Source organism: Aquicoccus sp., from assembly GCF_041686535.1.
GTDB lineage: Bacteria > Pseudomonadota > Alphaproteobacteria > Rhodobacterales > Rhodobacteraceae > Aquicoccus.
On record NZ_JAWLDS010000026.1, the window covers coordinates 13020 to 36566 of the forward strand.

Annotated in this window: 20 protein-coding genes; 11 read left to right on the forward strand and 9 right to left on the reverse strand. The window is 62.9% G+C overall.

Annotation, left to right across the window (positions count from 1 at the left end):
• Positions 1 to 133: 133 nt before the first annotated feature.
• Both edd and eda read left to right on the forward strand, forming a co-directional pair.
• Complete coding sequence (edd, locus tag ACESL9_RS07920) at positions 134 to 1954, forward strand: phosphogluconate dehydratase (protein ID WP_372613411.1); 1821 nt, start codon at positions 134 to 136, stop codon at positions 1952 to 1954.
• Positions 1951 to 2595 (forward strand): bifunctional 4-hydroxy-2-oxoglutarate aldolase/2-dehydro-3-deoxy-phosphogluconate aldolase, encoded by a 645-nt coding sequence (gene eda / locus ACESL9_RS07925; protein ID WP_372613409.1) that lies wholly within the window; start codon positions 1951 to 1953, stop codon positions 2593 to 2595. The genes edd and eda overlap by 4 nt, the downstream gene beginning before the upstream one ends.
• A 2-nt stretch (positions 2596 to 2597) precedes the next feature.
• Here the strand turns inward: eda and ACESL9_RS07930 are convergent, their stop codons facing one another.
• The gene (locus ACESL9_RS07930) at positions 2598 to 2864 is read right to left on the reverse strand and encodes a hypothetical protein (protein ID WP_372613407.1); all 267 of its coding nucleotides are present in this window, start codon (positions 2862 to 2864) and stop codon (positions 2598 to 2600) included.
• A complete protein-coding gene (locus ACESL9_RS07935; RefSeq protein WP_372613405.1) occupies positions 2861 to 5653 on the reverse strand; it encodes a glutamine-synthetase adenylyltransferase in 2793 nt (930 codons plus the stop codon). Before ACESL9_RS07935 ends, ACESL9_RS07930 begins: the two co-directional genes overlap by 4 nt.
• Positions 5654 to 5767: 114 nt before the next feature.
• Between ACESL9_RS07935 and ACESL9_RS07940 the strand changes: the two genes are divergently transcribed.
• From ACESL9_RS07940 to ACESL9_RS07955, 4 genes are all read left to right on the forward strand, one after another.
• Positions 5768 to 6229, forward strand: a complete 462-nt coding sequence (locus tag ACESL9_RS07940; RefSeq protein ID WP_372613403.1) for a YbaK/EbsC family protein — start codon at positions 5768 to 5770, stop codon at positions 6227 to 6229.
• A gap of 255 nt (positions 6230 to 6484) precedes the next feature.
• On the forward strand, positions 6485 to 6943 hold the full coding sequence (locus ACESL9_RS07945; RefSeq protein ID WP_372613402.1) for a DUF2852 domain-containing protein: 459 nt from the start codon (positions 6485 to 6487) through the stop codon (positions 6941 to 6943).
• Positions 6944 to 7025: 82 nt separating this feature from the next.
• Positions 7026 to 7493 (forward strand): RDD family protein, encoded by a 468-nt coding sequence (locus tag ACESL9_RS07950; protein ID WP_372613400.1) that lies wholly within the window; start codon positions 7026 to 7028, stop codon positions 7491 to 7493.
• A gap of 178 nt (positions 7494 to 7671) precedes the next feature.
• Complete coding sequence (locus tag ACESL9_RS07955; RefSeq protein ID WP_372613398.1) at positions 7672 to 8499, forward strand: arginyltransferase; 828 nt, start codon at positions 7672 to 7674, stop codon at positions 8497 to 8499.
• 12 nt (positions 8500 to 8511) lie between these two features.
• On the opposite strand, the gene ACESL9_RS07960 is transcribed toward ACESL9_RS07955, so the two are convergent.
• Positions 8512 to 9051: a Crp/Fnr family transcriptional regulator gene (locus ACESL9_RS07960; protein WP_372613396.1), complete on the reverse strand. Its 540-nt coding sequence runs from the start codon at positions 9049 to 9051 to the stop codon at positions 8512 to 8514.
• Positions 9052 to 9117: 66 nt separating this feature from the next.
• On the opposite strand from ACESL9_RS07960, the gene ACESL9_RS07965 reads away from it, so the two are divergent.
• The 3 genes from ACESL9_RS07965 to ilvN all read left to right on the forward strand — a co-directional run bounded on the left by ACESL9_RS07965 (position 9118) and on the right by ilvN (position 12757).
• The gene (locus tag ACESL9_RS07965) at positions 9118 to 9966 is read left to right on the forward strand and encodes a hypothetical protein (protein WP_372674685.1); all 849 of its coding nucleotides are present in this window, start codon (positions 9118 to 9120) and stop codon (positions 9964 to 9966) included.
• Positions 9967 to 10411: 445 nt separating this feature from the next.
• A complete protein-coding gene (locus tag ACESL9_RS07970; RefSeq protein WP_372613393.1) occupies positions 10412 to 12166 on the forward strand; it encodes an acetolactate synthase 3 large subunit in 1755 nt (584 codons plus the stop codon).
• A gap of 30 nt (positions 12167 to 12196) precedes the next feature.
• The gene (gene ilvN, locus ACESL9_RS07975) at positions 12197 to 12757 is read left to right on the forward strand and encodes an acetolactate synthase small subunit (RefSeq protein WP_372613391.1); all 561 of its coding nucleotides are present in this window, start codon (positions 12197 to 12199) and stop codon (positions 12755 to 12757) included.
• Between the two features lie 262 nt (positions 12758 to 13019).
• Here the strand turns inward: ilvN and ACESL9_RS07980 are convergent, their stop codons facing one another.
• The 6 genes from ACESL9_RS07980 to ACESL9_RS08005 all read right to left on the reverse strand — a co-directional run bounded on the left by ACESL9_RS07980 (position 13020) and on the right by ACESL9_RS08005 (position 21642).
• Positions 13020 to 13796 (reverse strand): DUF2189 domain-containing protein, encoded by a 777-nt coding sequence (locus ACESL9_RS07980; protein WP_372613389.1) that lies wholly within the window; start codon positions 13794 to 13796, stop codon positions 13020 to 13022.
• A gap of 55 nt (positions 13797 to 13851) precedes the next feature.
• Entirely contained in the window at positions 13852 to 15267 is a 1416-nt protein-coding gene (locus tag ACESL9_RS07985) for an amidase (protein ID WP_372674686.1), read from the reverse strand.
• A gap of 93 nt (positions 15268 to 15360) precedes the next feature.
• Positions 15361 to 16488: a peptide chain release factor 2 gene (prfB, locus tag ACESL9_RS07990; RefSeq protein ID WP_372613385.1), complete on the reverse strand. Its 1128-nt coding sequence runs from the start codon at positions 16486 to 16488 to the stop codon at positions 15361 to 15363.
• 63 nt (positions 16489 to 16551) lie between these two features.
• Positions 16552 to 19110 (reverse strand): penicillin-binding protein 1A, encoded by a 2559-nt coding sequence (locus tag ACESL9_RS07995; protein ID WP_372613383.1) that lies wholly within the window; start codon positions 19108 to 19110, stop codon positions 16552 to 16554.
• Between the two features lie 118 nt (positions 19111 to 19228).
• Positions 19229 to 20440, reverse strand: a complete 1212-nt coding sequence (locus ACESL9_RS08000; protein ID WP_372674687.1) for an N-acetylmuramoyl-L-alanine amidase — start codon at positions 20438 to 20440, stop codon at positions 19229 to 19231.
• Positions 20441 to 20496: 56 nt separating this feature from the next.
• A complete protein-coding gene (locus tag ACESL9_RS08005; protein WP_372613381.1) occupies positions 20497 to 21642 on the reverse strand; it encodes a pyridoxal phosphate-dependent aminotransferase in 1146 nt (381 codons plus the stop codon).
• A gap of 133 nt (positions 21643 to 21775) precedes the next feature.
• Here ACESL9_RS08005 and ACESL9_RS08010 point away from each other — a divergent pair, with 133 nt between their 5' ends.
• Both ACESL9_RS08010 and ACESL9_RS08015 read left to right on the forward strand, forming a co-directional pair.
• Positions 21776 to 23023: a M48 family metalloprotease gene (locus ACESL9_RS08010; protein WP_372674688.1), complete on the forward strand. Its 1248-nt coding sequence runs from the start codon at positions 21776 to 21778 to the stop codon at positions 23021 to 23023.
• Positions 23024 to 23029: 6 nt separating this feature from the next.
• Positions 23030 to 23547 (forward strand): thioredoxin domain-containing protein (locus ACESL9_RS08015; RefSeq protein ID WP_372674689.1); only part of this gene is annotated, 518 nt, incomplete at its 3' end.

Genomic DNA, 23547 nt, shown 5'->3' on the forward strand with positions numbered 1-23547 from the left:
GTCATCCCGGGGAAATGTGACGGCGCAATTCTGCCGGCTGCCCGGGCGTGTCTGGCCCGCCGTTGGCAGCGCGGCTTGTTAGCGCTAAAACGCTTTGCTAGATGTCGCTCATGCGCCGCGCAAAGGGATAACCATGACACTCAACCAGACCGTCCGAGACGTGACCCGCCGCATCATCGAGCGCTCAAGACCCGCGCGCCGTGCCTATCTCGAACGGATGCGTGCCGCAGGCGAAGCCGGTCCGTCACGCGGGCATCTGAGTTGCTCGAACCAAGCCCATGCCTACGCCGCGATGGGTGACGATCAGGACCGCCTCGCCACCACGCCCGCGCCCAATATCGGGATCGTCACCGCGCATAACGAAATGCTCTCGGCGCATCAGCCCTTCGGCGCCTTTCCCGACATCATCAAGCGCGCGGCGCGCGACGCGGGCGGCACGGCCCAGATCGCGGGCGGGGTGCCCGCCATGTGCGACGGCGTCACCCAGGGCCAGCCGGGAATGGAATTGTCGCTCTTTTCGCGCGACGTGATCGCCATGGCGGCGTCGATCGCGCTGTCGCACAACACCTTCGACGCGGCGGTTTTCCTGGGAACATGCGACAAGATCGTGCCCGGGCTCGTCATGGCCGCGAACACGTTCGGCCACCTGCCCGCGATCTTCCTGCCCGGCGGACCCATGACCTCGGGCCTCTCGAACGAGGAAAAGGCCGAGGTGCGCAAGGATTTCGCGGCCGGCAAGATCGACCGCGCCGCGCTCATGCAGGCCGAGATGGCCGCCTATCACGGCCCCGGCACCTGCACCTTCTACGGCACCGCGAACTCCAACCAGATGCTGATGGAAATCATGGGGCTGCACCTGCCCGGCGCGGCCTTCATCAACCCCGGCACGGCGATGCGCGACGCGCTCACCTCCGAGGGCACACGCCAGATTCTAGAGCGCACGGCGCTGGGGGATGACTATCTCCCGGTCTGCGACATCCTTGACGAGCGCGCCTTCGTGAACGGCATCGTCGGGCTCATGGCGACCGGTGGCTCGACCAATCTCGTGCTGCACCTGCCCGCCATGGCGCGTGCAGCGGGCATCACGCTCACGCTCGAGGATTTCGCCGACCTGTCACGGGTCACGCCGCTGCTGGCGCGGGTCTATCCCAACGGCCTGGCCGACGTGAACCATTTCCACGCCGCCGGCGGCATGGCCTGGCTCATCGCGCAACTGCTCGACGCGGGGCTCCTGCACGAGGATGTGCAGACCGTCGCGGGGCCCGGCCTTGACCGCTACACGCGCGAACCCGTGCTCGATGGTGGTGCGATCACCTATCGCCCCGGCCCAAAGCGCAGCGAGAACGACCGCATCCTGCGCCCGGCCTCCGACCCGTTCCAGGCGACCGGAGGGCTCAGGCACCTGGCCGGCAACCTCGGTGAGGGCATCATCAAGCTCTCGGCGGTCGCGCCCGAACATCACCTGGTCGAGGCCCCGGCCCGCGTCTTCGACACCCAGCAAGCGGTGATCGACGCGTTCAAGGCCGGCGAGCTTTCGCGCGACATGGTGATCGTCCTGCGCTTTCAGGGGCCGCGCGCCAACGGCATGCCCGAGTTGCACGGCCTGACACCGACGCTTTCGGTGCTGCAGGATCGCGGCCACAAGGTCGCACTCGTGACTGACGGGCGCATGTCCGGCGCTTCGGGCAAGATACCCGCCGCGCTCCATCTCGCGCCCGAAGCCGCGATGGAAGGGCCATTGTCCCGCATCCGCGACGGCGACGTGATCCGCCTTGACGGCACGGCCGGAACGCTTGACGTGCTCTCGCCCGAATTTGCCGGCCGTGCGCCCACCCTGCCCCGCCCCGGGATCGCGGATCACGGCATGGGGCGCGAGTTGTTCGGCCTCTTCCGCGCCCATGCCAGCCCCGCCACTGAAGGGGCAAGCCCGCTCTTCGGGAATGACGGCGCATGAACCCGCAAACGGGCAGCGCCGAGATCCTTCGGCTTTGCACATTGGCGCCGGTCATTCCCGTTCTGACCATCGAGGACGCGGCACATGCCGCCCCGCTCGCCCGCGCGCTCGTCGCCGGTGGCCTGCCCGTGCTCGAAGTGACGCTGCGCACACCCGCCGCGCCCGACGCGATCCTTGCCATGGCCCGCGTGCCCGGCGCCGTGGTCGGCGCGGGCACCGTGATCACCCCAGAGGACGCCATCACCGCCCGCGATGCCGGGGCGCGTTTCGCGGTCTCGCCCGGCGCCACCGACCGCCTGCTCGACGCCTGCGAAACGGTCGACCTGCCCCTCCTGCCTGGCGCCGCCACGGCAAGCGAGGCGATGCGCCTTTCTGAGCGTGGCTATCATGTGCAGAAGTTCTTTCCCGCCGAAGCCGCCGGCGGGACCGACATGCTCAGGGCCATCGGCGCACCGCTGCCCAAGATCCGCTTTTGCCCGACCGGCGGGATCACCGCGCAGAACGCGCCCGAGTACTTGCAACTGGCCAATGTCGCCTCTGTCGGCGGAAGCTGGATCGCGCCGGTTGATGCCATCGCCGCGCAGGACTGGGACCGGATCGAAAGGCTTGCCCGCGACGCCGCAGACCTGCCCCGCGCCTGAGCCTACTGTCGCGCGCGTCCCGCCCGTCCGCCGCGACGCCCCGTGCTCTGCGCCTGCTCCAGCCCCTCGCGCAGCACCTGCGTCATCGGGTGATCGCGTTCCGCACCATGTCTCTCGATCAACGCGGTAATCGCACGCCGCGCCTCCATCTCCTCGGGCAGGCTCAGCGCCCAGTCGAGGAAGATAGTCCGGCACTCGGCCATGCTGATCCCGTCTATACGATAGGCCTCGAATATCAGGCCCTTGGGATCGAACCGATCACGTTTCACCCTGCGTTCTCCTCGTCTTTGCTGCCAATCGCCGCCTCGATCACCGCTTTGGCATGCCCGGCCAGTTCGGCCAGCCGTCCCCCGAGGTCGTCCAGCGTCTCAAGCCCCGTTTCACGCATCAGCATCAAGGCCCCTCCACTGCCCAGCGAATCCGGCTGCAAGGGCTTGTCGCTCAACAGTTTCGACACCGCTTGCACCTTCCAGCAAAGCGCATAGGCCGCTTTCAATGCTGCGCGATCCGCGTCACTCAACCAACCGGTTGCGACAGCGGCCTCCAGCCCCTCGGCCACCGAGCGCCCCGGAACGGCCCCCATCAACGCCCCGGCCTGCGCCACGAGTTCGATATCCTGCATCCGCCCCGGCCCGATCTTGGCCTCCCAGGGGCCATCCGGCGCCTTGGCCGCCGCGATCCGCGCGCGCATGTTGGCCAGTTCGCGCAAGATCCCGGCCCGGTCGCCCGATTTCTCGGCCAGCACCGCGCTGCGGAACGCCTCCACATCCGCACCAAGCCCTGTCTGCCCGGCCACCACCCGGGCCCGGGTCAACGCCATGTGCTCCCAGGTCCAGGCTTCGTTGCTCTGGTAGGCACGAAACGCTTCCCAGCTGGTGGCGACCGGCCCCTGATTGCCCGACGGGCGCAGCCGCATATCGACCTCGTAAAGCCGCCCCTCCGCCATCTGTGCCGTCAATGCCGTGATCAGCGCCTGCGTAAGCCGCGCATAATAGGGCCGCGCCGCCAGCGGGCGCCGCCCTTCCGACACCTCGGCACCGTCGGGGTCGTAAATCACGATCAGGTCCAGATCCGACCTTGCGTTCAACCGCGCCGCCCCGAGGCTGCCCATTCCCAGAACGCAGGCCCCGCGCCCCGGCGGCGCCCCGTGCTTCTCGGCAAATTGCGCCACCACCTCGGGCCAGAGCGCGGCCAGCGACGCCCCTGCGAGGTCGGCATATTGCCGCCCGGCCTCCTCGGCGTCGATCAGCCCGCGCAGGTGATGCACCCCGATGCGGAAATGCCATTCCTTGGCCCAGCGCCGCGCGTGATCAAGCTTGCGCTCGTAGTCCGCCTCACGCTCCAGCCGCGCCGTCAACTCCTCGGTCAGCGCCGCCGCCCCCGGCCAGTCCGCAAAGAAATCCCCCCCGATCACCGCGTCGAACACGCCCGCATTGCGCGACAGGTGCCGGGCCAGCGCGGGCGACGTGCCCACGATATCGACCAGGAGATCGACAAGCTGCGGATTGGCCTCGAAGAGCGAGAAAAGCTGCACCCCCGCCGGCAGCCCCGCAAGAAACCCGTCAAAGGCGATGAGCGCCTCCTCGGGCTGCGCCGTGTCCTGCAACTTGCGCAGGATCTCGGGCCGCAACCGGTTGAAGATCGTCACCGCCCGCTCCGAGCGCAAGGCCGGGTAGGTCGGCCAGCGCGACACAACCGCGTGATCGGCCAGAGGCTCCGGCGCAGGGGTGGCGCCCTCTCCGGGGGCAAAGAAACTCTCGATCAGCTCATGCACCTCGTCGATGCGCGCGCGCAGCGCCGCCTCGAACTCCGCCTGCGCCTGCCCCGACATCGCCGCGATCCGCGCGATCCCGTCCTCGGCGGTGGGCAGGCGGTGGGTCTGCGCATCATTGACCATCTGTATGCGATGCTCGACCTCGCGATGCGCCCGGTAATGCGCCGCCAGAGTCTCGGCCGCCGCCTCCGGCACCCAGCCCTTTTCGGCCAGCACCCGCAATCCCTCGACCGTGCCGCGCACCCGCAGATCGGGATCGCGCCCGCCGGCGATGATCTGCCGCGTCTGGGTAAAGAATTCGATCTCGCGAATACCGCCGCGGCCCAGCTTCATGTCATGGCCCGGCAGCACCAGCTTGCCTCCGAGCCCCTTGTGCTCGCGAATGCGCAGCCGCATGTCATGGGCATCCTGGATCGCCGCGAAATCCAGATGCTTGCGCCACACGAACGGGCGCAGCACCTCGAGAAACCGCTCTCCCGCCGCGATGTCCCCCGCGCAGGGCCGCGCCTTGATATAGGCCGCGCGCTCCCAGGTCCGGCCCAGGCTCTCGTAATAGGTTTCGGCGGCGGCCATGGCGATGCAGACCGGCGTGACGCTCGGATCGGGGCGCAGCCGCAGATCGGTGCGAAAGACATACCCCTCGCCGGTCATGTCCGAAAGCATCGCCGCCATCTTGCGCGTCGCGCGCACGAACCCCGCGCGCGCCTCCATGTAATCGTCGCGCTCGAACCGGCTTTCGTCAAAGAGGCAGATGAGGTCGATGTCCGAGGAATAGTTCAACTCCTCCGCCCCCATCTTGCCCATGGCGAGCGCCACCCAGCCCGCGCAGGTGTCAAGATCCTCCTCGCCTGCCCCCGGCAGCTTGCCACGCCGGATCTCGGGCTCCAGCGCCGCGCGCATCGCCAGTTGCACCGCCAGGTCGGCAAACCGCGTGAGCGCGCCGGTCACCTCTTCCAGTGCCCAGACCCCGCCCAGATCGGCCAGCCCGGTGAGCAGCGCCACGCGGCGCTTGGCCCCGCGCAGTTCCGTGCCAAGATCGGCCCCCGCGACCTCGCCCAGCCGGGCGAATTCCCCGTCCAGCGCCGCCTCGGGGTCGTCGAACGCGCCCTCCAGCCAGTCGCGCTCCTTTTCCAGAAGCCCGCCCAGATAGGGGCTGCAGCCGCCCGCCCCCTCGACCAGCCCGGCCAGATCGCCCTCTGCCCCGGGCATCAACGCCCGTGCCTCCGCGCCGCGATCGGGATCAAAGGCAATGGGCAGGCGGGTGATGCGGGATGCGAAACTCATGGCGCCAGCTTTGCGCGCTCTTTCGAATGTCGTCAATGACTTGCCCCGTTGCATTCGGCACGCGACGGCCTAGGGTAGCCGCATAACCCATTATCACGGATCAATGAGACGCCCATGTCGAAATCCCTCAAACGCGTCCGCGCCGCCCTCGAAGGCCATGCCGCCGAAATCGTCGAGGCGGGCGAGGCCCGCACCGCCCAGATGGCCGCCGACGCGGTCGTATGTCATGTCGACCAGATCGCCAAGTCGATCATCTTTCGCGGCGAAAGCTCGGGCCGCGCCGTGCTCTTCATCACCGCGGGCGGCAACCAGGTCGATCACGTCCGCGCAACCGCGCTGGCCGGTGAAGAGCTGGGCAAGGCCGATGCCGCCCTCATCCGCGAACAGACCGGCTTTGCCATCGGTGGGGTCGCACCCATCGGTCATCTCAACCCGATCCGCGCCTTCCTCGATCCGCGCCTGCTCGATTTCGAAACCGTCTGGGCCGCCGCCGGCACGCCGCGCCACGTCTTTTCCATCCCGCCGCGCGATCTCGAATCCCTGTCGGGCGCGCAGGTTGCCGCGTTCACGGTCTGATTTCGACTCCTGAGAGCAGCACAAGGCCGCGGTCGGGTGCCGCCCGCGCGGCTGCGTCCCTGTTCAGGGCGGATGACTTCGCACAAGAGCACTCCGGAACACGATACAATACGTTGATATGAAAACACTTTCCAAGATAATGTAAAAAACATTCACATCACCCCTTGCCAAATCCGCCCACAGTCACGACATTGGGGATGTGAAAGGTATTAACATCATCTTCCCGACACAAGATTTCGACAAACGGAGAGTGACATGACAACCGCAACGCACAGCACATCCTCCCCCGCCCCGGTCGCATGGCTCCGGCGGGCCGAGGATTGGCTCGACGACAAGGGCAAGGGCGCGTGGATCGCCGCGATGGTGCTTGGCTTCATCCTGTTCTGGCCCATCGGCCTCGCCCTTCTCGCCTACATGATGTGGAGCAAGCAGATGTTCAGGGGATGCGCACAGCGCCGCAAACACGGCCGTCACACGGCCTATCGCAGTTCGGGCAATTCCGCCTTCGACGCCTACAAGGACGACACTCTGCGCCGCCTCGAAGACGAGCAGAAACAGTTCGAGAGCTTCCTCGAACGTCTGCGCGCCGCCAAGGACAAGGCCGAGTTCGACCAGTTCATGGAGGACCGCGCCCGCGACGCCGCCAAGGCCCGCAGCAGCGAACCCCCGCAGGATCGGCGCGACCCGGGCGCCGAAACCTGGCAAGGAGCCTGATCCCTGCGGACCCCGAACCGCCCGGCCCCCCAGAACGGGGCCGGGTCTTTTGCATCCGGCCCCTGTATATTATGTCATGACGATGAGCGATCGCATCCCCGACCCTCCCCCCGGCTGGCATCTGCCCGACCCGCAGTTCCAGCCCGAGTTCTACGCCGATGTGCCGCTCAAACGGCTGATCGCGTTTCTCGTCGATACCCTGCTGATCCTCGCATTGACCGTCCTCGTGGCTGTCCTCAGCCTCGGGTTGGGCCTGATCCTGATCGTGCCTCTGTCATGGCTTCTGAGCTTCGCCTATCGCTGGGTGACCATCACCCGGGCCTCGGCCACGCCGGGCATGCGCCTTGTTGCGCTCGAACTGCGCGACCATCGTGGTCGCCCGCTCGACCAGGTGCTGGCATTCCAGCACACGCTGGGTTTCATGCTCTCGATCACCTTCTTCCCGCTTCAGGTGATCTCGATCGCGCTCATGCTGACCGATGCGCGCAAACAGGGCCTCACCGACAAGTTCTTGGGCACCGTCGCGCTCAATCGCCGCGCCGGGTATTGAAGCGTTTCGGGATATATCTGAAGCATCATGTATCGCAAATATCCCGATGGCGCGAAGCGCGGCAGGGTATTTGCGATACAGCTTTTTGCCGAACCGCCATAAATCTCGCTTGATTCAAGGCTTGGAGAACTCCGAGGCTGTTGTTATCGTCCTGATGACACACCACATCTGACCCGTCATGCGCCATACACTTCCTCTCGCTCCGCAATTCTACGTGACCGCGCCGCAGCCCTGTCCCTACCTCGAGGGGCGGATGGAGCGGAAGCTGTTCACCGCCCTGCAAGGCGACAATGCCGAGCGCCTCAACGATGCGCTGTCCAAACAGGGGTTCAGGCGCTCGCAGAACGTGCTCTACCGCCCCTCCTGCGCCGATTGCGCTGCCTGTCTCTCGGCGCGCATCCGCGTGGCCGATTTCACCCCTTCGAAAAGCCAGAAACGCACCCTGCGCCGCAACCGCGCATTGGAACGCCGCGCCACCAGCCCCTGGGCGACCGAGGATCAGTACGACCTCTTTCGCCGCTACCTCGACAGCCGCCACTCCGATGGCGGGATGGCCGACATGGACGTGTTCGAATTCGCCGCGATGATCGAGGAAACCCCGATCCGCAGCCGCGTCATCGAATACGCCGAGGCCGAAACCGGCGCTCTCACCGCCGTGTGCCTGACCGATGTGCTCGATGACGGGCTCTCGATGGTCTATTCCTTCTTCGAACCGGACCGCGCGCGCGACAGCCTCGGAACCTATATCATTCTCGATCATATCGAGATCGCGCGCGAGGCGGGCCTGCCTTACGTCTATCTCGGCTACTGGGTGCCCGGCTCGCCAAAGATGGGCTACAAGGCCAAATTCTCGGGGCTCGAAATCTATCGCGGCGGTGCGTGGGAACCGGTGCGCGACCCGAGCGCCTATGTCGCCGACACCCACCCGCTTTCGACCGACCCGATCGCCGAGCAGGTGGCCAACATCTCGCTGCCCGACATGCGCGCCGGCCCGCACCGCGGTTGACCGGCGCGTGCCTCAGGTCTCCTTTTCACCGGTCCGACGCCGCGCCAGTTCCCGGTAAAACGCCTCCCGGCTCACCCCAAGCTCGGCCGCCACATCCTGCCATTGCCCTTTGTCCGGCAACGCCATCCCCGCATCCAGCCAGGCATCGAGCCTATCCGCCACGCGCGGCAACGACCGGATTTCGGCACGCAACCGTGCTGCCTGTATCCCCCGGGCCAGCGTCGCCGCCCATGCCGCCGCAAGCGCCGGCGCCTCGGCCAGCGCCCGCAGGAAACGCGCCTTGGGCACCATGGCCAGGACCGACCGTTCGACCGCCACCGCGTCGCAATGATAGACCTCGGAATAGGCCGACGCCTCGGCCAGAACCGCCCCCGCCGTGGCATTCTGCAACACCATCGCCGCGCCATGAATCGAATGGCGGCACAGATGAACCCGCCCCGCACGCACAAGGTAGATGTCGTTCACGGGCGCGCCGGAGCGGAACAGGACGTCGCCCGCCGACAGATCAACCGAACGTGATCCGGCAAAGGCACTCTCAAGGGCATGTTGCATGATCACGATCATATGACGCGCCCGGGCGGACTGCAATAACGCCGAAAACGACATGCTGAGAACGACATGAAACACGCGCTTCCGACCCTGCTCATCTTCGCCCTGCCCGGACTGGCCACCGCGCAGGATCTCACCGCCCATGGCAATTTTCGCCACATGATGCACAGCGGCGGCACCTCCGGCACGGTGGCGCTCGACACGCTCGATGCGCCCTCCGCCTGGGGCGTCGGCGCCACTGCCGGGCTCCGCGGCGAGATCGTGCTGCGCGACGGTGAGGTTCTGGTCAGCCGCGGCAGCGACCCCGAGGCCCGTCTCACCGCGCCCGAACCCGGCGAAGAGGCGGCGATCCTCGCCCATGGCACGGTCGCCGATTGGCACGCGGTCCCCCTGCCCGACCCGGCCGAGGACGACGCCGGGGCCATGACCACCCCCGCCGATCCACGCGAAGCCGGCCAATCCGCCTTTGCCGCGATCCAGGAAATCGTGGCGCATCTCATGGCCGATCCTGATACCGACTGGGCCAGCGTCGATATCGAGGCCCTGCGCCAGCATCTCGTCGACATGGACAACGTCACCCTGCGCGCCCGGGTCGAAACCCAACCAGTCGACGGGGGCGCACGCTTTGTCGTCACCTCCGACGAGCCCACCGTCACCGCCTCGATCCGCGCCATGGTCCCGGCCCATGCCGCAACCATGGACGGGGTGGAGGGCTGGCACCTCTCCGCCGAGCCCGCCGAGGGTGGCGCGATCCTGACCGCCACCGGCAATGACGAAGCGGAACCGCGCATCCGCGGGCTGGGTTTCATCGGGCTGATGACCGTCGGCATGCACCACCCGGCCCATCACCTTGCAATCGCCACCGGGCAGGCCCCCCACGCGCATCACGACGGCCACCAGCACCGCGCGCAGGATTAACCAAATGAGACCTCAATACGCGCCGCTTCACCCGGCAGCCGGACGGCAGCCGGGCGACAGCCGGATGTCACCCCCCCGATTTGCCCCGGATGGCGCGATTAACCATTCCCGATCCGCATGGGTCGCACACGCATACGGCCATGCCGCGAACCGACCGGCCGGGAAGGCTCTTTTCGCATCATGCGGCCCAGGCCGTCCGAGCGAAAGAATCGGTCGCGATTATCACCCCCTGCGACACAATATTCAGCATTTGGCGGTTGACGCTGCTTTGCCCCGGACATAATCTCCCCTTTACACGTGAAAGGAACCTTCGATGCACAGCCTCGTAATTCTTGTAGGAACACCGCGCATGGGCCAATGACGGAACCCTGTTCCCGACCCATGCGCCCCCGAAAATCGGGGGTTTTTTTATGTGTGAAAACATGTCGTTAAACGGAGATGGAAGATGACACGTCAAATGACCGGAGCGAAGATGGTGGTTCAGGCCCTGCGCGATCAGGGCGTGGACGTCGTATTCGGCTATCCCGGGGGCGCGGTGCTTCCGATTTATGACGAGGTCTTCCAGCAGAACGACATCCGCCACGTCCTCGTGCGCCACGAGCAAGGGGCCGTCCACGCCGCCGAAGGCTATGCCCGCAGCACCGGGAAACCCGGCGTCGTTCTCGTGACTTCCGGCCCTGGCGCAACAAATGCCGTTACCGGGATCACCGACGCGTTGATGGATTCGATCCCGCTCGTGGTGCTGTCAGGACAGGTTCCGACCTTCATGATCGGCACCGACGCCTTTCAGGAGGCCGATACCGTCGGCATCACCCGCGCCTGCACCAAGCACAACTGGCTGGTCAAGGATACTGCCGACCTCTCGGGCACGATCCACGAGGCGTTCCACGTCGCCACTACGGGCCGCCCCGGCCCGGTGCTGATCGACATCCCGAAGGATGTTCAATTCGCCTCTGCGACCTACACGTCGCCGCAAAAGGCCAAAACCAGCCATTATCAACCCACGGTCAAGGGCGACATGGACGCGATCAAGGAACTGGTCGAAGCCATTGAAAAGGCCAAGAAACCGATCATCTATACCGGTGGCGGCGTGATCAATTCCGGCCCGGCGGCCAGCCTGCTCTTGCGCGAACTGGTCGACAGCAGCGGCTTTCCCGTCACATCGACGCTGATGGGGCTGGGCGCCTATCCCGGCACCGGCAAGAACTGGCTCGGCATGCTGGGGATGCATGGCCTTTACGAGGCCAACATGGCGATGCATGACTGCGACCTGATGATCAACATCGGCGCGCGCTTCGACGACCGTATCACGGGGCTTGTCTCGGCCTTCAGCCCGAACTCGAAAAAGGCGCATATCGACATTGATCCCTCGTCGGTCAACAAGGTGATCCGCGTCGATATCCCGATCATCGGCGACGTTGGCCATGTGCTTGAGGATATTCTGAAAATCTGGAAATCCCGCGGACGCAAGACCGACAAGGAAGCGCTGCAAAGCTGGTGGTCCAAGATCGAGGAGTGGAAAAAGATCGACTGTCTGTCCTTCAAACAGACAGGGCCCGTGATCAAGCCGCAATATGCGCTCCATCGTCTCGAAGAGCTGACCCGCGATCATGACCGCTATATCTGCACCGAGGTGGGCCAGCACCAGATGTGGGCCGCGCAGTATCTGACCTTCGACGATCCCAATCGCTGGATGACGTCCGGGGGCCTTGGCACGATGGGCTACGGCCTGCCCGCTTCGGTCGGTGTGCAGATGGCCCACCCCGACGCGCTGGTTATCAATGTCGCGGGCGAAGCGTCATGGCTCATGAACATGCAAGAAATGGGCACGGCGGTGCAATTCCGCCTGCCCGTCAAGCAGTTCATCCTCAACAACGAGCGCCTCGGCATGGTGCGCCAGTGGCAGGAACTCCTGCATGGCGAACGCTATTCGCAAAGCTGGTCCGAAGCCCTGCCCGATTTCGTGAAACTGGCCGAAGCCTTTGGTTGCAAGGGAATAAAGGTGGACAACCCGGACGATCTCGATGAGGCGATCAAGGAAATGCTTGCCTATGACGGGCCGGTGATCCTCGACTGTCTGGTCGAGAAGCATGAGAACTGCTTCCCGATGATCCCGTCGGGCGAGCCCCACAACAAGATGCTGTTGGGCGAAGCAACGACCAAGGATGCAATCGGCAAGTCTGGCGCCGTTCTGGTGTGATTGACCGCAGGGATAGAAGGAACCAAGCCAATGTCCGCACTCAAGATCAAGAAGGGCTCGACCAAGCATTCGGCCTATAACCTGCGCTCCGATTTCAGCGACGTGACCGAAACCCACACGCTCGCGGTACTGGTGGACAACGAGGCCGGCGTGCTGGCCCGCGTCATCGGGCTGTTTTCTGGCCGTGGCTACAATATCGACAGCCTGACCGTGGCCGAGGTGGACCATACCGGCCACACCAGCCGCATCACCATCGTCACCACCGGCACGCCGCAGGTGATCGAGCAGATCAAGGCCCAGCTGGGCCGCATCGTTCCGGTGCACGAGGTTCATGACCTTACTGTCGAGGGGGCGTCGGTCGAACGCGAGCTTGCACTGCTCAAGGTCGCGGGACTTGGTGACAAACGCGTCGAGGCCCTGCGACTTGCGGACATCTTTCGCGCCAACGTGGTGGACAGCACGCTGGAGAGCTTCATTTTCGAGATTACGGGCACGTCCGAGAAGATCGAAGCATTCGCAGAGCTGATGGGCCCGCTCGGATTGGTCGAAGTCGCCAGGACCGGCGTCGCCGCCCTCTCGCGCGGCCAGTGAAGCGTTTCGCCTTGTTCCCGGAAAGGGATAAGGCGAAACGCAGCCCATCATGTCAATGCAGCGCGCGTTCCGGGGAATGCCGTGTTGCGACCATTTCGGGGCACGCCCTGCCAAGCTGAAAAAGAAGCCCAAGACAGATCGCCGGTCACGACGTAACACGAGGCGCGTGGTTCCCGCCGCCATGCGACACGTCCGCCGGGCTTACCAACAATCAAGCGCGCCGGGTCAAACTCTTTCTCACAGGCGCACGCATGACCAGAACTCATGCTTCCCGGATCGCGATCTGGTCGTAAAGATGCCAACTCGCATGCCCAAGCAGCGGCAAGGTCAGAAAAAGCCCCAGAAACGCGGGGATCATCGCCAGGAAAGTGATGGCCGCAATGAAAGCCGCCCAGATCAGCATCGGAAACGGATTGGCCGTGACTGTCTGGAAACTCGTAATCATGGCTGTGACGAAATCCACCTCACGATCCAGCAAGAGCGGCATGGAGATTACCGTGATCATGTAAAGAAGAAGGGCGAATATCGCTCCAACCAATGTGCCAACGCCAAGCATCATCAATCCGTTGGGCGTCAGATAGACCTCGAAGGAGGTCGACACGTTTGTCATCGTCGAAAGGCCCAGAAACAAAGCGAAAATCATGTGTGCGAGGAAAAACCAGAACAGGAACATCATGATGATGATCACACAAATCGACGGTAATTGCCTGCTGCTTTGCCGCACAACAACGCCGAGAATCCTGTCCGCTTCAAGAGCCTGCCCCCGGTCCAGGCGCCGCGACACTTCGTAAAGGCCGACGGCCGCGAAGGGGCCGACCAAGGGAAAGCCAACCGCTGCGAAAATGAGCCAATAAGTTTGACCGGTTCTCCAAGTGACAAAAGCGAGCAACAGACCGATGATCACATAAGCGCTTGAAAACAGGACACCGAACCCCGGAGCCCGCTTCATGTCGGCCCAACCGCGCCTGAGCGCTTCGCGTAGCATGGACATTTCTACCGGGCGCATGTGCGGCGCCCCCAGTCCCGTTGCCTCTTCCATGGTTCCTCCCCTTCGCACAGTCCCGAGCGGCCCCGAACGCCACGTTAACTGCCTGTTAATTCAATATGGGAGGCTTGGCACGAAAATCATCTGTCGCCGAATGCCAGGCGTGACCGATCTGCAGCAGCGACGCATCCGCGCCCCGGCGCCCAAACATCTGCAGCCCCAGCGGAAGCCCCTCAGCGTTGAAGCCGGCCGGCATGTTGAGCGTGGGCAAGCCAATGAGCCCTGGCGGAACGACCACTTCCATCCACCGGTGATACGTATCCATTTCGATATCATTGATACGATCGGGATATCGCCATTCAATCGGAAACGGCCAAACCTGTGTCGAAGGCAGGATCAGCGCATCGTATCTGTCGAACAATTCGGCCGCGTTCTTGAACCAGGCGGACCGGGTCACGCTGGCGCGATGGACATCCATAGCCGAAAGCGCCAGTCCGCGTTCGATCTCCCAGATGGCCTCGGGCTTCAATCGCTCACGGGTCTCGCTTTTCTCGTAAAGGGCAACGGTTGATGCAGTCACGGACCAAGACCGCAGTGTCGTCCAGCTTTCCCAGATCGCTTCGGCATCAAACGGCGCCGGAACCTCCTCTACAATACACCCGATATCATTGAAGCGGCCCAATGCCCTTTCAACGAGGTCCAGAATACCGGGCTCAAACGCGTATGCTCCCCCCCAATCACGCAACCACCCGATGCGGCGGCCCTTCACATCGGCCTCAATGCCCGCCAAGGCAGGTTCGGCCATACAACCATGTGGCTGGCGTGGGTCGGGACCGGATTGGATATCCAGAAGTGCCGCGACATCACGTGGGCTACGCGCCATTGGCCCGTTGGTCGAAAGTTGATGCAGGAAGCTGTCGCCAACAGGTTCGGACGGAACACGCCCCCAACTGGGCCGAAAGCCGTAAACATTGTTCCATGCGGCCGGGTTTCGAAGGCTGCCCATCATGTCGGATCCGTCCGCGACGGGCAACATCCGGCAGGCGATCGCCGCCGCGGCACCACCGGATGACCCTCCGGCCGAGCGTGTCAGATCATAGGGGTTGCATGTCGCACCGAACACCGGATTGAATGTATTGGAACCAAGCCCGAATTCCGGCGTATTGGTCTTGCCAATGATGATCGCCCCTGCGGCGCGCATCCGGGCCACCATGATGTCATCGTTCTGCGCAACTTGGTCGGCGAACACCGGCGATCCCATCGTGGTACGCAACCCCTTGGCATTGGCGAGATCCTTTACCGCAAGTGGAAAGCCATGCATCCATCCCTTGCGCTCGCTCGCATCCGCCTGTCGCGCCTCGGCAATGAGTTCATCTGGATCCCTGAGAGACACGATCGCGTTGACCTGACCGTTTGCCACCCCGATCAGTTCGAGGGTCGCTCGCATCACGTCTTCAGCGCTGAAGGTATCGGCCTCGAGTTCGGTAGCCAGCTCAAAGGCTTCACGGTCCAGAATGTCGCTCACGTCCTTGTCCCCCATCAATTCTCGAAGAGCAGGTTAGACAGTCGCGCGGTCATTGCAATCCTGCACCTTCAGGACCCGGGACATTTGGTTCGGTTACTCTTCGCCGCGAGCCTCTGCGCGGCTCTTGCCGCTTACGTTCTGGGCCAGGGTGGCCGCCATCAACCCATCGAGGTCACCATCTAGGACGCCCTTCGTGTCGGACGTCTCATAATTCGTCCGAAGATCCTTGACCATCTGGTAGGGCTGCAGAACGTAGGATCGAATCTGGTTGCCCCATCCTGCCTCTCCCTTGGCGTCATGTGCTTCGTTGATCGCCTGAGTTCGCCGCTCCAATTCCATCTGATAAAGCCGTGACTTCAACGCCTTCATGGCGATGTCGCGGTTCTGGTGCTGTGATTTCTCGGAACTGGTGACCACGATCCCGGTTGGAAGGTGCGTGATCCTGACCGCCGAATCCGTTGTGTTGACATGCTGTCCCCCGGCCCCCGAACTGCGATAGGTATCGATGCGCAGATCGGCCGGGTTGACCTCGATCTCGATATTGTCATCCACGACCGGATAAACCCAGACCGACGAAAACGAGGTATGCCGCTTGGCCGCGCTGTCATACGGAGAGATGCGCACCAGCCTGTGAACCCCGCTTTCGGACTTGAGCCATCCATAGGCATTGTGCCCCGAAATCTTGTAGGTGGCTGACTTGATCCCGGCCTCATCGCCCGGGCTTTGCGCCTGCAGCTCGACAGTGTAGCCCTTTTTCTCGGCCCAGCGAACGTACATCCGTGCGAGCATCGCCGCCCAGTCGCAACTCTCGGTCCCGCCAGCGCCAGCGTGAATTTCAAGGAAGGTGTCATTGGCATCCGCCTCACCGTCCAACAGTGCCTCAAGCTCTTTCTCGGCGGCCCTCGCGGCCAATGCCTTCAGGGCGTCCTCCGCCTCCGTCACGACGTCCTCGTCGCCTTCCATCTCGCCCAGCTCGATCAACTCGACATTGTCTTTCAGATCCCGAGCGATCGTTTCGCAGGTTTCGATCTGGTCAACCAGGGCCTGACGATCCCGCATCAGTTTCTGCGCTTCCTTTGGGTCATCCCAAAGGGTCGGATCCTCCACCCTTGCATTGAATTCCTCTAGCCTGTGCTGGGCTGTCTCCCAACCCATCCTCTGGCGCAGCAGGTCGAGCGATTTCTCAATTTCTTCAATCGTGGTCTGCGTATCGGCGCGCATCAAATTGTCCTGACTGTCATGCTCAGTGACGGGTGATAGACGAGCGCAAGCCGCGCGGCAAGCTCAGTAGAGACCACCCGAACTCAGGGTGCCAAAGTTCGCCTTGGGGCCAACCAGGACCTTTTGTCCAGTCGATGTCGTGACTTGCCGTCCGGCATTGGCGTCGCGCGCTTCATCGAACAAGGGCAAATTCTCACCCATGGCAAAACCGCCATCATACATCACGCCGAACAGAGGTTCTTCACCTTCGCGGAAGCACTCGGCAACAACGTGATCTCCAGCTGCATCCTCTTCAAGACGCTCGCCGGTCAACCGGTCGATATTGATGAAGGTGCACTCTTCGGGAACACGAAATTGCCCGCCGCCGTATTTCTTGATCGCTTCTTCCATGAAACTCTGGAAGACTGGGCCACACATCCCCCCGCCCGAGGCCCCGCGGCCAAGGCTGCGTGGATTGTCATATCCGATATAACACCCCGCCACGATATTCGAAGTGAACCCGATGAACCACACATCCTTGGAGTCATTGGTCGTCCCGGTCTTTCCCGCCACGGGCACCGGCAGGTTCACCGTTCTCGCAGCGGTACCGCGATCGACCACGCCGCGCATCATCGACGTCAGTTGATAGGCCGTCACTTCATTCATGACCCGTTCGCGATATGACACGATATCGGGGCTCTCGCTGCGGTCAATGGCCGGGCTGTCGCAATCGCGGCATTCCCGCGTATCGTGACGATAGACCGTCTTGCCGTATCGGTCCTGCACCCGGTCGACCAGCGTCGGCTCGACCCTTTGCCCGCCATTGGCAAACATCGCATAGGCCGCCACCATCTTGAACAAGGTGCTTTCTTCCGAGCCGAGCGCATTGGCCAGAAACGAACCCATTCGATCATAAACGCCAAAGCGTTCCGCGTAATCCGACACAACGTCCATTCCGACCTCCTGAGCAAGCCGGATCGTCATCAGGTTGCGCGATCGCTCGATCCCGGTGCGCAGCGATGTGGGGCCAAAGAACTGGTTCGAAGCGTTTCGAGGCCGCCAGATCCCCTGGGGCGTGTCGATTTCGATCGGGGCATCGACAATGATCGTCGCTGGCGTATATCCGCTGTCGAGCGCCGACGCATAAACGAAGGGTTTGAACGACGAACCCGGCTGTCGGCGCGCCTGCGTGGCGCGGTTGAACACCGATTGCTGATAAGAGAACCCGCCCTGCATCGCGATCACGCGACCTGTATTGACGTCCATCGCCATGAAGCCGCCCTGAACTTCGGGAACCTGCCGCAAGGTCCAGCGGATAAAGCTTCCATCCTCGTCGTTCGTCATCCGCCGCACATGCACGACATCGCCAACCTCAAGAAGATCCGAAGCCACCTGGGCCTTGCGTCCGAGCTCTCCGTCTCCAAGACTCTTGCGGGCCCACTGCACGTCTTGGGCCGGAATCCAATGACCGTCTTCGTCATCTTCGACACCTTCGATCCCGATGCGCGCATCATTGGCCCCCAACTCGAGGACCACGGCCGGATACCACTGATTATCAAGCTCAATGTCACGGGCGATATCGACGCGCGCCAGCGCCGCGCGCCATTTCGCTTCGCTTTCCAGAACCTCCGGGGCGAGCACTTCGCCGGTGCCACGCCAGATCCCACGCTCCCGATCATACTCCTCAAGCTCGCGCTGCAAGGCCTCGGCCGCGATTTGCTGCATGTCTGGCTCAACGGTCGCGCGCACACTCAAGCCACCGGAAAAGAACTCTTCCTCGCCGAAATTCTCGGACAACTGCCTGCGAATCTCGTCGGTGAAGTAATCCCTGGGCGGCAAGTCCTTTCGATAGCTTTCGAAATCACCATTCTGAACAGATCGAAGCGGCTGCCCGACCTGCTTTTCGTAAACGTCCTGGGTCAGGTATCCGTTCTCCAGCATCTCCCTGAGAACGAAATTCCGGCGCGCCATCAGCCGCTCCTTGCTGCGGACCGGGTGATAATCGCTTGGCGCCTTGGGCAAGGACGCGAGAAACGCAGCTTCATGCGGTGCCAGTTCTTCAAGTGACTTGTTGAAATAGGTTTGCGACGCCGCAGCCACCCCATAGGAATTCTGCCCAAGGAATATCTCGTTGAGATAAAGTTCAAGTATTTGCTCCTTAGTCAGCGTCTGCTCAAGGCGCGTGGCAAGAATGATCTCCTTGATCTTGCGCTCTGCCCTTCTGTCACCCGACAACAGGAAGTTCTTCATCACCTGCTGGGTGATGGTCGAGGCACCGCGAATGTCGCTCCCACGTGACCGCACGGCGTCGTAAGCGGCAATCAGGATACCACGCAGATCATAGCCTTGATGGTCATAGAAATTCTTGTCTTCCGCGCTGATAAACGCGTGTTTCACCAGGTCGGGAATGTCCTCGGCGGGCGCGAAAAGGCGCCTTTCCTGAGCGAACTCGTCGATGATCCGTCCTTCACCGGAATAGATGCGACTGATCGTGGGGGGCGTGTATTGCGCAAGGCTGGCGTGACTGGGCAGATCCTGCCCGTAAATCCAGAACACCGCACCCACGGTCAAGGCAACCATCATCAACCCCAACGTGATGAAGCTGAACAGGCCCCCCAATGTCGACATGACAAATCTCAGCACGCGCGCCCCCTGACTTTCGCATCGCTTGTATATGCTGCGCTGCGAGCATGGTCAAAACACATTGCCGCGCGTGATAGGCTGGAAGCTGCCTGTTTTTCATGCCCCCGGTCTGGCCTGTTCATTGGCGCACCAGTGCGCGCAGCGACGCATCCATTATGATCCAGGCCTGGATTCCGTCGCGCAGCGCCTCGGCCATTTGACGGCGCCATTCCCGGTCCGTCACGTTCGTCAAGTCGCGTTCGCTCGACATGAACCCGATCTCCAGAAGCACCGAGGGAATATCCGCCGCCTTGAGAACCGAGAATGCGGCGGATCTGTAAGGGCGCCGGTTGAGCGGAGCCCCGGCGGAGCGCAGCGCGTCGATCAGGGCTTCGGACAGTTGCTCGGCCCGGGGCTGGGTTTCGACGCGCGCGAGATCCATCAGGATGTCCGCCACCGTGTCATCCGTCCCGGTCAGGTCGATCCCCGCAAGGATGTCAGCACGGTTGTGACGTTCGGCCAAGAGCGCACTCGCCTGGTCGCTGGCCTGGTCCGACAAGGTGTGGACGGTCGCACCCGTGGCCTGGCCTTCAGACAGGGCATCGGCATGAAGCGACAGAAACAGATGCGCCCCGGCTTGGTGGGCAATGGCGACCCGTCGCTCAAGCGATACGAACACGTCCGAGTCGCGGGTCAGAACAACCTCGATCCCGTCAACCCGCAAGAGCGCTTCGCGCAGTTCGCGGGCGAAGGTCAGCATGAGGTCCTTCTCTGTATGTCCATCACGCATGGCCCCCGGGTCGATCCCACCGTGACCGGGATCAAGAACCACCACGACACGCCCGTCGGCATCGACGGCCGGTGGCGACGGCGCCGCCACGCCCCAATCCGGCGTGTCAGGTGTCGTGGACAGCCGGGAAAACTGCTCGCGCGTTACCGGTGCGAAATGCAAACGCAGATGGGCGGCACTGTTCACCCGGTCGATTCGCATATCGCTCTGCCGCACCTTCATGGGCTGCGACAGATCGAACACCATGCGGGACCATCCGGGACGAAAGCCGCCGAATCGAACGGCTTCAACGCGCTCAGACCGGTTGAAAGCGTGCGCATCGAGCCCGTCCCAATCCGCTTCACGAAAATCAATGACGAGACGATCCGGGTCTTCCAGGCTGAAAAAGCGATATGGCACACCTTGGCTCAGGTGGAGGTCAAGTATCGTCTCCTCGCCCTGGTCAACCAGAAGGCTTTGATCCGGGTCCACCCGCGCCAAGCCACTCAGGTCCTGCGCGATGGCAGGAAGGGCCAGCCAGATCAAGGCCAGAACGCATAAAAATTGATTGACTCTGCTCATCGCCCGCCACCTGGGTCTTTTCATAAGACCCTAGCGCAAATGGGGCCCAATGGAAATCACCTGCGCGCTTGCATGAACCGTTTCAGCCGCGCCAGACCTTCGCGAATATCTCCGGTCGAGCGGGCATAGGAAAAACGGATCGTGCCATGCCCGCGATGCGGATCGAAATCGAGACCAGGGGTCACCGCGACCCCTGCCTTTTCGAGGATCTCCGCCGCAAAGGCGCGGCTGTCATCGGTCAGATCGGAGACATCGGCATAGACATAGAACGCCCCGTCGGGCGGCGCGAACCGTTCGAAGCCGGCATCGCGCAGACCATCCAGCATCAGGGCCCGGTTGGCCTTGTAAACCGCGAGATTGTCTTGCAATTCGGCCTCGCACTCCATCGCCGCAAGGGCTGCCACCTGCCCGGCATGTGACGCGCAAATAAAGAGATTCTGCGCCAGGCGTTCGATCAGGCGGACATGCGAGTCGGGCACGACCATCCACCCAACACGCCAACCCGTCATCGAGAAGTACTTGGAGAAGGAATTGATCACGTAAGCATCGTCCGTGATCTCGAGCGCCGTCACCGCCTTGGCCTCATATTCGATGCCGTGATAGATTTCATCGCTGATGAACGCGATGTCCCGCGCCGCACAGGCGTCGGTCAATGCGGACAAGGCCGATCTGTCGAGCATCGTGCCGCTCGGATTCGCGGGTGAAGCCACCATAAGCCCTTGCAAATCCAGGTTTTCCAGATCGCCCGGCACCGGTTGGAGCCGATGATCCGCACCCGCCGCAATGCCCACGGGCTCGACATCGAGCGCGCGCAGGATCTGCCGGTAGGAGGGATAGCCCGGCTCGCCGATGCCGACGCGATCGCCCGCGTCGAACAATGCCGTGAAAGCAAGAACGAATGCCCCCGACGACCCCGAAGTGACGATCACACGCCCCGGGTCGAGATCGACATCATACCATTCGCCATAAAGACGCGCGATCCGTTGGCGGAGCGCAGGCAGGCCGAGCGCCACGGAATATCCCAGTGGCTCATCTTCCATTACCCGGGCGAGGGCTTCGCGCGCGCCTTGCGGGGCGGGCGTTCCGGGCTGGCCCACTTCCATGTGGATGATGTGCCGACCGCCCTCTTCAGCGCGACGCGCGGCCTCCATGACATCCATCACGATGAAGGGATCGACCTGACCGCGCCTTGAGTTTCGCATTGATTTCTTCCTAACTGTGCACATCCGGTTTTCACAGGGAGGGCCCCGCGCGTCAATGCACCGTTTACTCTCGATCTGCCTCGCCTGCGTCTTCGTCCTCGTTTCCGTGCTGCCCGCTTCGGCGGTCACGTTGTTGCGTGATCCGGATATCGAAAATGCCCTGAACCAACTCGCCAAGCCAGTCCTGTCCGCGGCCGGGCTATCGCCGGCAAGGGTAAGGATCCTGGTGGTTCAAGATCGCAACATGAATGCTTTTGTCATTGATAATAAACATATTTTCATACACTCCGGCATGATTATGCGCGTCAAGGACGCGGCCGAATTGCAAGCGGTCATCGCCCATGAAGCCGCCCACCTTGCAAATGGGCATATTGCACGTCGCACGGTGAATGCACGCTTGGCGAGAAATGTCGCGGGCATCGGCATGGCGCTTGCCGCAGCCGCTGCAGCGAGCGGGAGCAGCGAAGCGGCGACCGCGCTTGGCGCGGGCATTTCAAGCTCGGCCAGCCGCGTCTTCATGGGTCACACACGGGCCGAGGAATCATCGGCCGACCAATCCGCGATCCGGTATCTTTCGCGGGGGGGCGTTGATCCGAAAGGGCTGGTCCGTGTGATCGAGATCTTCGCCGGCCAAGAGCTGGTCTCTGCGACGCGGCAGGACCCCTATGCGCGCACCCACCCGATAAGCCGTGATCGGCTGCGCCACGCCAAGGCCCTTGCCGACACCTATTCGAAAAAAGCGACAGCCGATCCGGAATTCGACTACTGGTTCTCCCGCGCCAAGGGTAAGCTCACCGCCTTTCTCAGATCTCCCAAGTGGACGCGCAGCCGCGCGGACGACAGCGCCGCACCGGATATCGAGTTGATGCGGCGCGCCATCTCGCATCATCGCGACAGCAACACCGACAAAGCCGTCGCGGCAATGCAAAAACTCGTCGCTGCACATCCCCGCGATCCGTTCTATCATGAGCTTTACGGCCAAATCCTTATGGAAAGCCGAAACACCCGCGCGGCGCTCACCGCCTATCGCGATGCAGTCAACCTCGCGCCCGACGATGCACTGATCCTGGGCAGTTATGGCCACGCCCTCCTTGCCGAAGGAGACAGCGCAAATGCCCTGAAAACCCTTGAAAAATCACGCTCTTCAGACGGCAATAACGCAAGAGTGATGAGGGATCTGGGCCAAGCCTATGCCAAAAGCGGGCAAATGGGCATGGCGTCGCTGGTGACGGCGGAACGATACGCGCTGCGAGGACGGATTGAAGACGCCGGCATTCACGCGAAACGCGCATCGGACCTTTTGCCACGCGGGTCTGCCGGTTGGCAACGGGCGCAGGATGTGCTTTTGGCGGCAGAGGCCGCTGGCAAGAAACGGAGATAGACGACGATGAAACCCACCCTTCCCTTTGCGCTGGTCGCCGGGCTGATGCTGACCACGCCAGCCACGGCATTCGACCTGACCGATATGAACGCCGAAGAACGCAGCGCGTTCCGCGCCGAAATCCGCGACTATCTTCTTGAAAACCCTGAAATCATCATGGAGGCGGTGGCCGTTCTTGAACAGCGCCAGGCCCAACAGCAGGCCGCGGATGACCAATCCATCGTCGAGAACAATGCCGAGGCGCTGTTCGATGATCCGAATTCCTGGGTCGGGGGCAACCCGGACGGGGACGTGACCATTGTCGAGTTCATCGACTATCGCTGCGGCTATTGTCGCCGGGCCCATGACGAGGTGGCGCAATTGCTTGAAACGGATGGAAATATTCGCATGATTCTCAAGGAGTTTCCGATACTTGGCGCGGACTCCGAAACCTCTTCGCGTTTCGCGATTGCGACGCTTCAACTCGCGGGCGACGAGACCTACCACGCGGTGAGCGACGCGCTCATGAAACTCAAGCCAAGCCC

Coding starts and splice junctions, on each gene's coding strand:
- ACESL9_RS07945 (WP_372613402.1), top strand. CDS start 6,485: ATGACAACCGCAACGCACAGCACATCCTCCCCCGCCCCGGTCGCATGG.
- ACESL9_RS07970 (WP_372613393.1), top strand. CDS start 10,412: ATGACACGTCAAATGACCGGAGCGAAGATGGTGGTTCAGGCCCTGCGC.
- ilvN (WP_372613391.1), top strand. CDS start 12,197: ATGTCCGCACTCAAGATCAAGAAGGGCTCGACCAAGCATTCGGCCTAT.
- ACESL9_RS07965 (WP_372674685.1), top strand. CDS start 9,118: ATGAAACACGCGCTTCCGACCCTGCTCATCTTCGCCCTGCCCGGACTG.
- ACESL9_RS07960 (WP_372613396.1), bottom strand. CDS start 9,051: ATGCAACATGCCCTTGAGAGTGCCTTTGCCGGATCACGTTCGGTTGAT.
- prfB (WP_372613385.1), bottom strand. CDS start 16,488: ATGCGCGCCGATACGCAGACCACGATTGAAGAAATTGAGAAATCGCTC.
- ACESL9_RS07980 (WP_372613389.1), bottom strand. CDS start 13,796: ATGGAAGAGGCAACGGGACTGGGGGCGCCGCACATGCGCCCGGTAGAA.
- ACESL9_RS08005 (WP_372613381.1), bottom strand. CDS start 21,642: ATGCGAAACTCAAGGCGCGGTCAGGTCGATCCCTTCATCGTGATGGAT.
- ACESL9_RS07950 (WP_372613400.1), top strand. CDS start 7,026: ATGAGCGATCGCATCCCCGACCCTCCCCCCGGCTGGCATCTGCCCGAC.
- ACESL9_RS07955 (WP_372613398.1), top strand. CDS start 7,672: ATGCGCCATACACTTCCTCTCGCTCCGCAATTCTACGTGACCGCGCCG.
- edd (WP_372613411.1), top strand. CDS start 134: ATGACACTCAACCAGACCGTCCGAGACGTGACCCGCCGCATCATCGAG.
- ACESL9_RS07940 (WP_372613403.1), top strand. CDS start 5,768: ATGTCGAAATCCCTCAAACGCGTCCGCGCCGCCCTCGAAGGCCATGCC.
- ACESL9_RS07935 (WP_372613405.1), bottom strand. CDS start 5,653: ATGAGTTTCGCATCCCGCATCACCCGCCTGCCCATTGCCTTTGATCCC.
- eda (WP_372613409.1), top strand. CDS start 1,951: ATGAACCCGCAAACGGGCAGCGCCGAGATCCTTCGGCTTTGCACATTG.
- ACESL9_RS08000 (WP_372674687.1), bottom strand. CDS start 20,440: ATGAGCAGAGTCAATCAATTTTTATGCGTTCTGGCCTTGATCTGGCTG.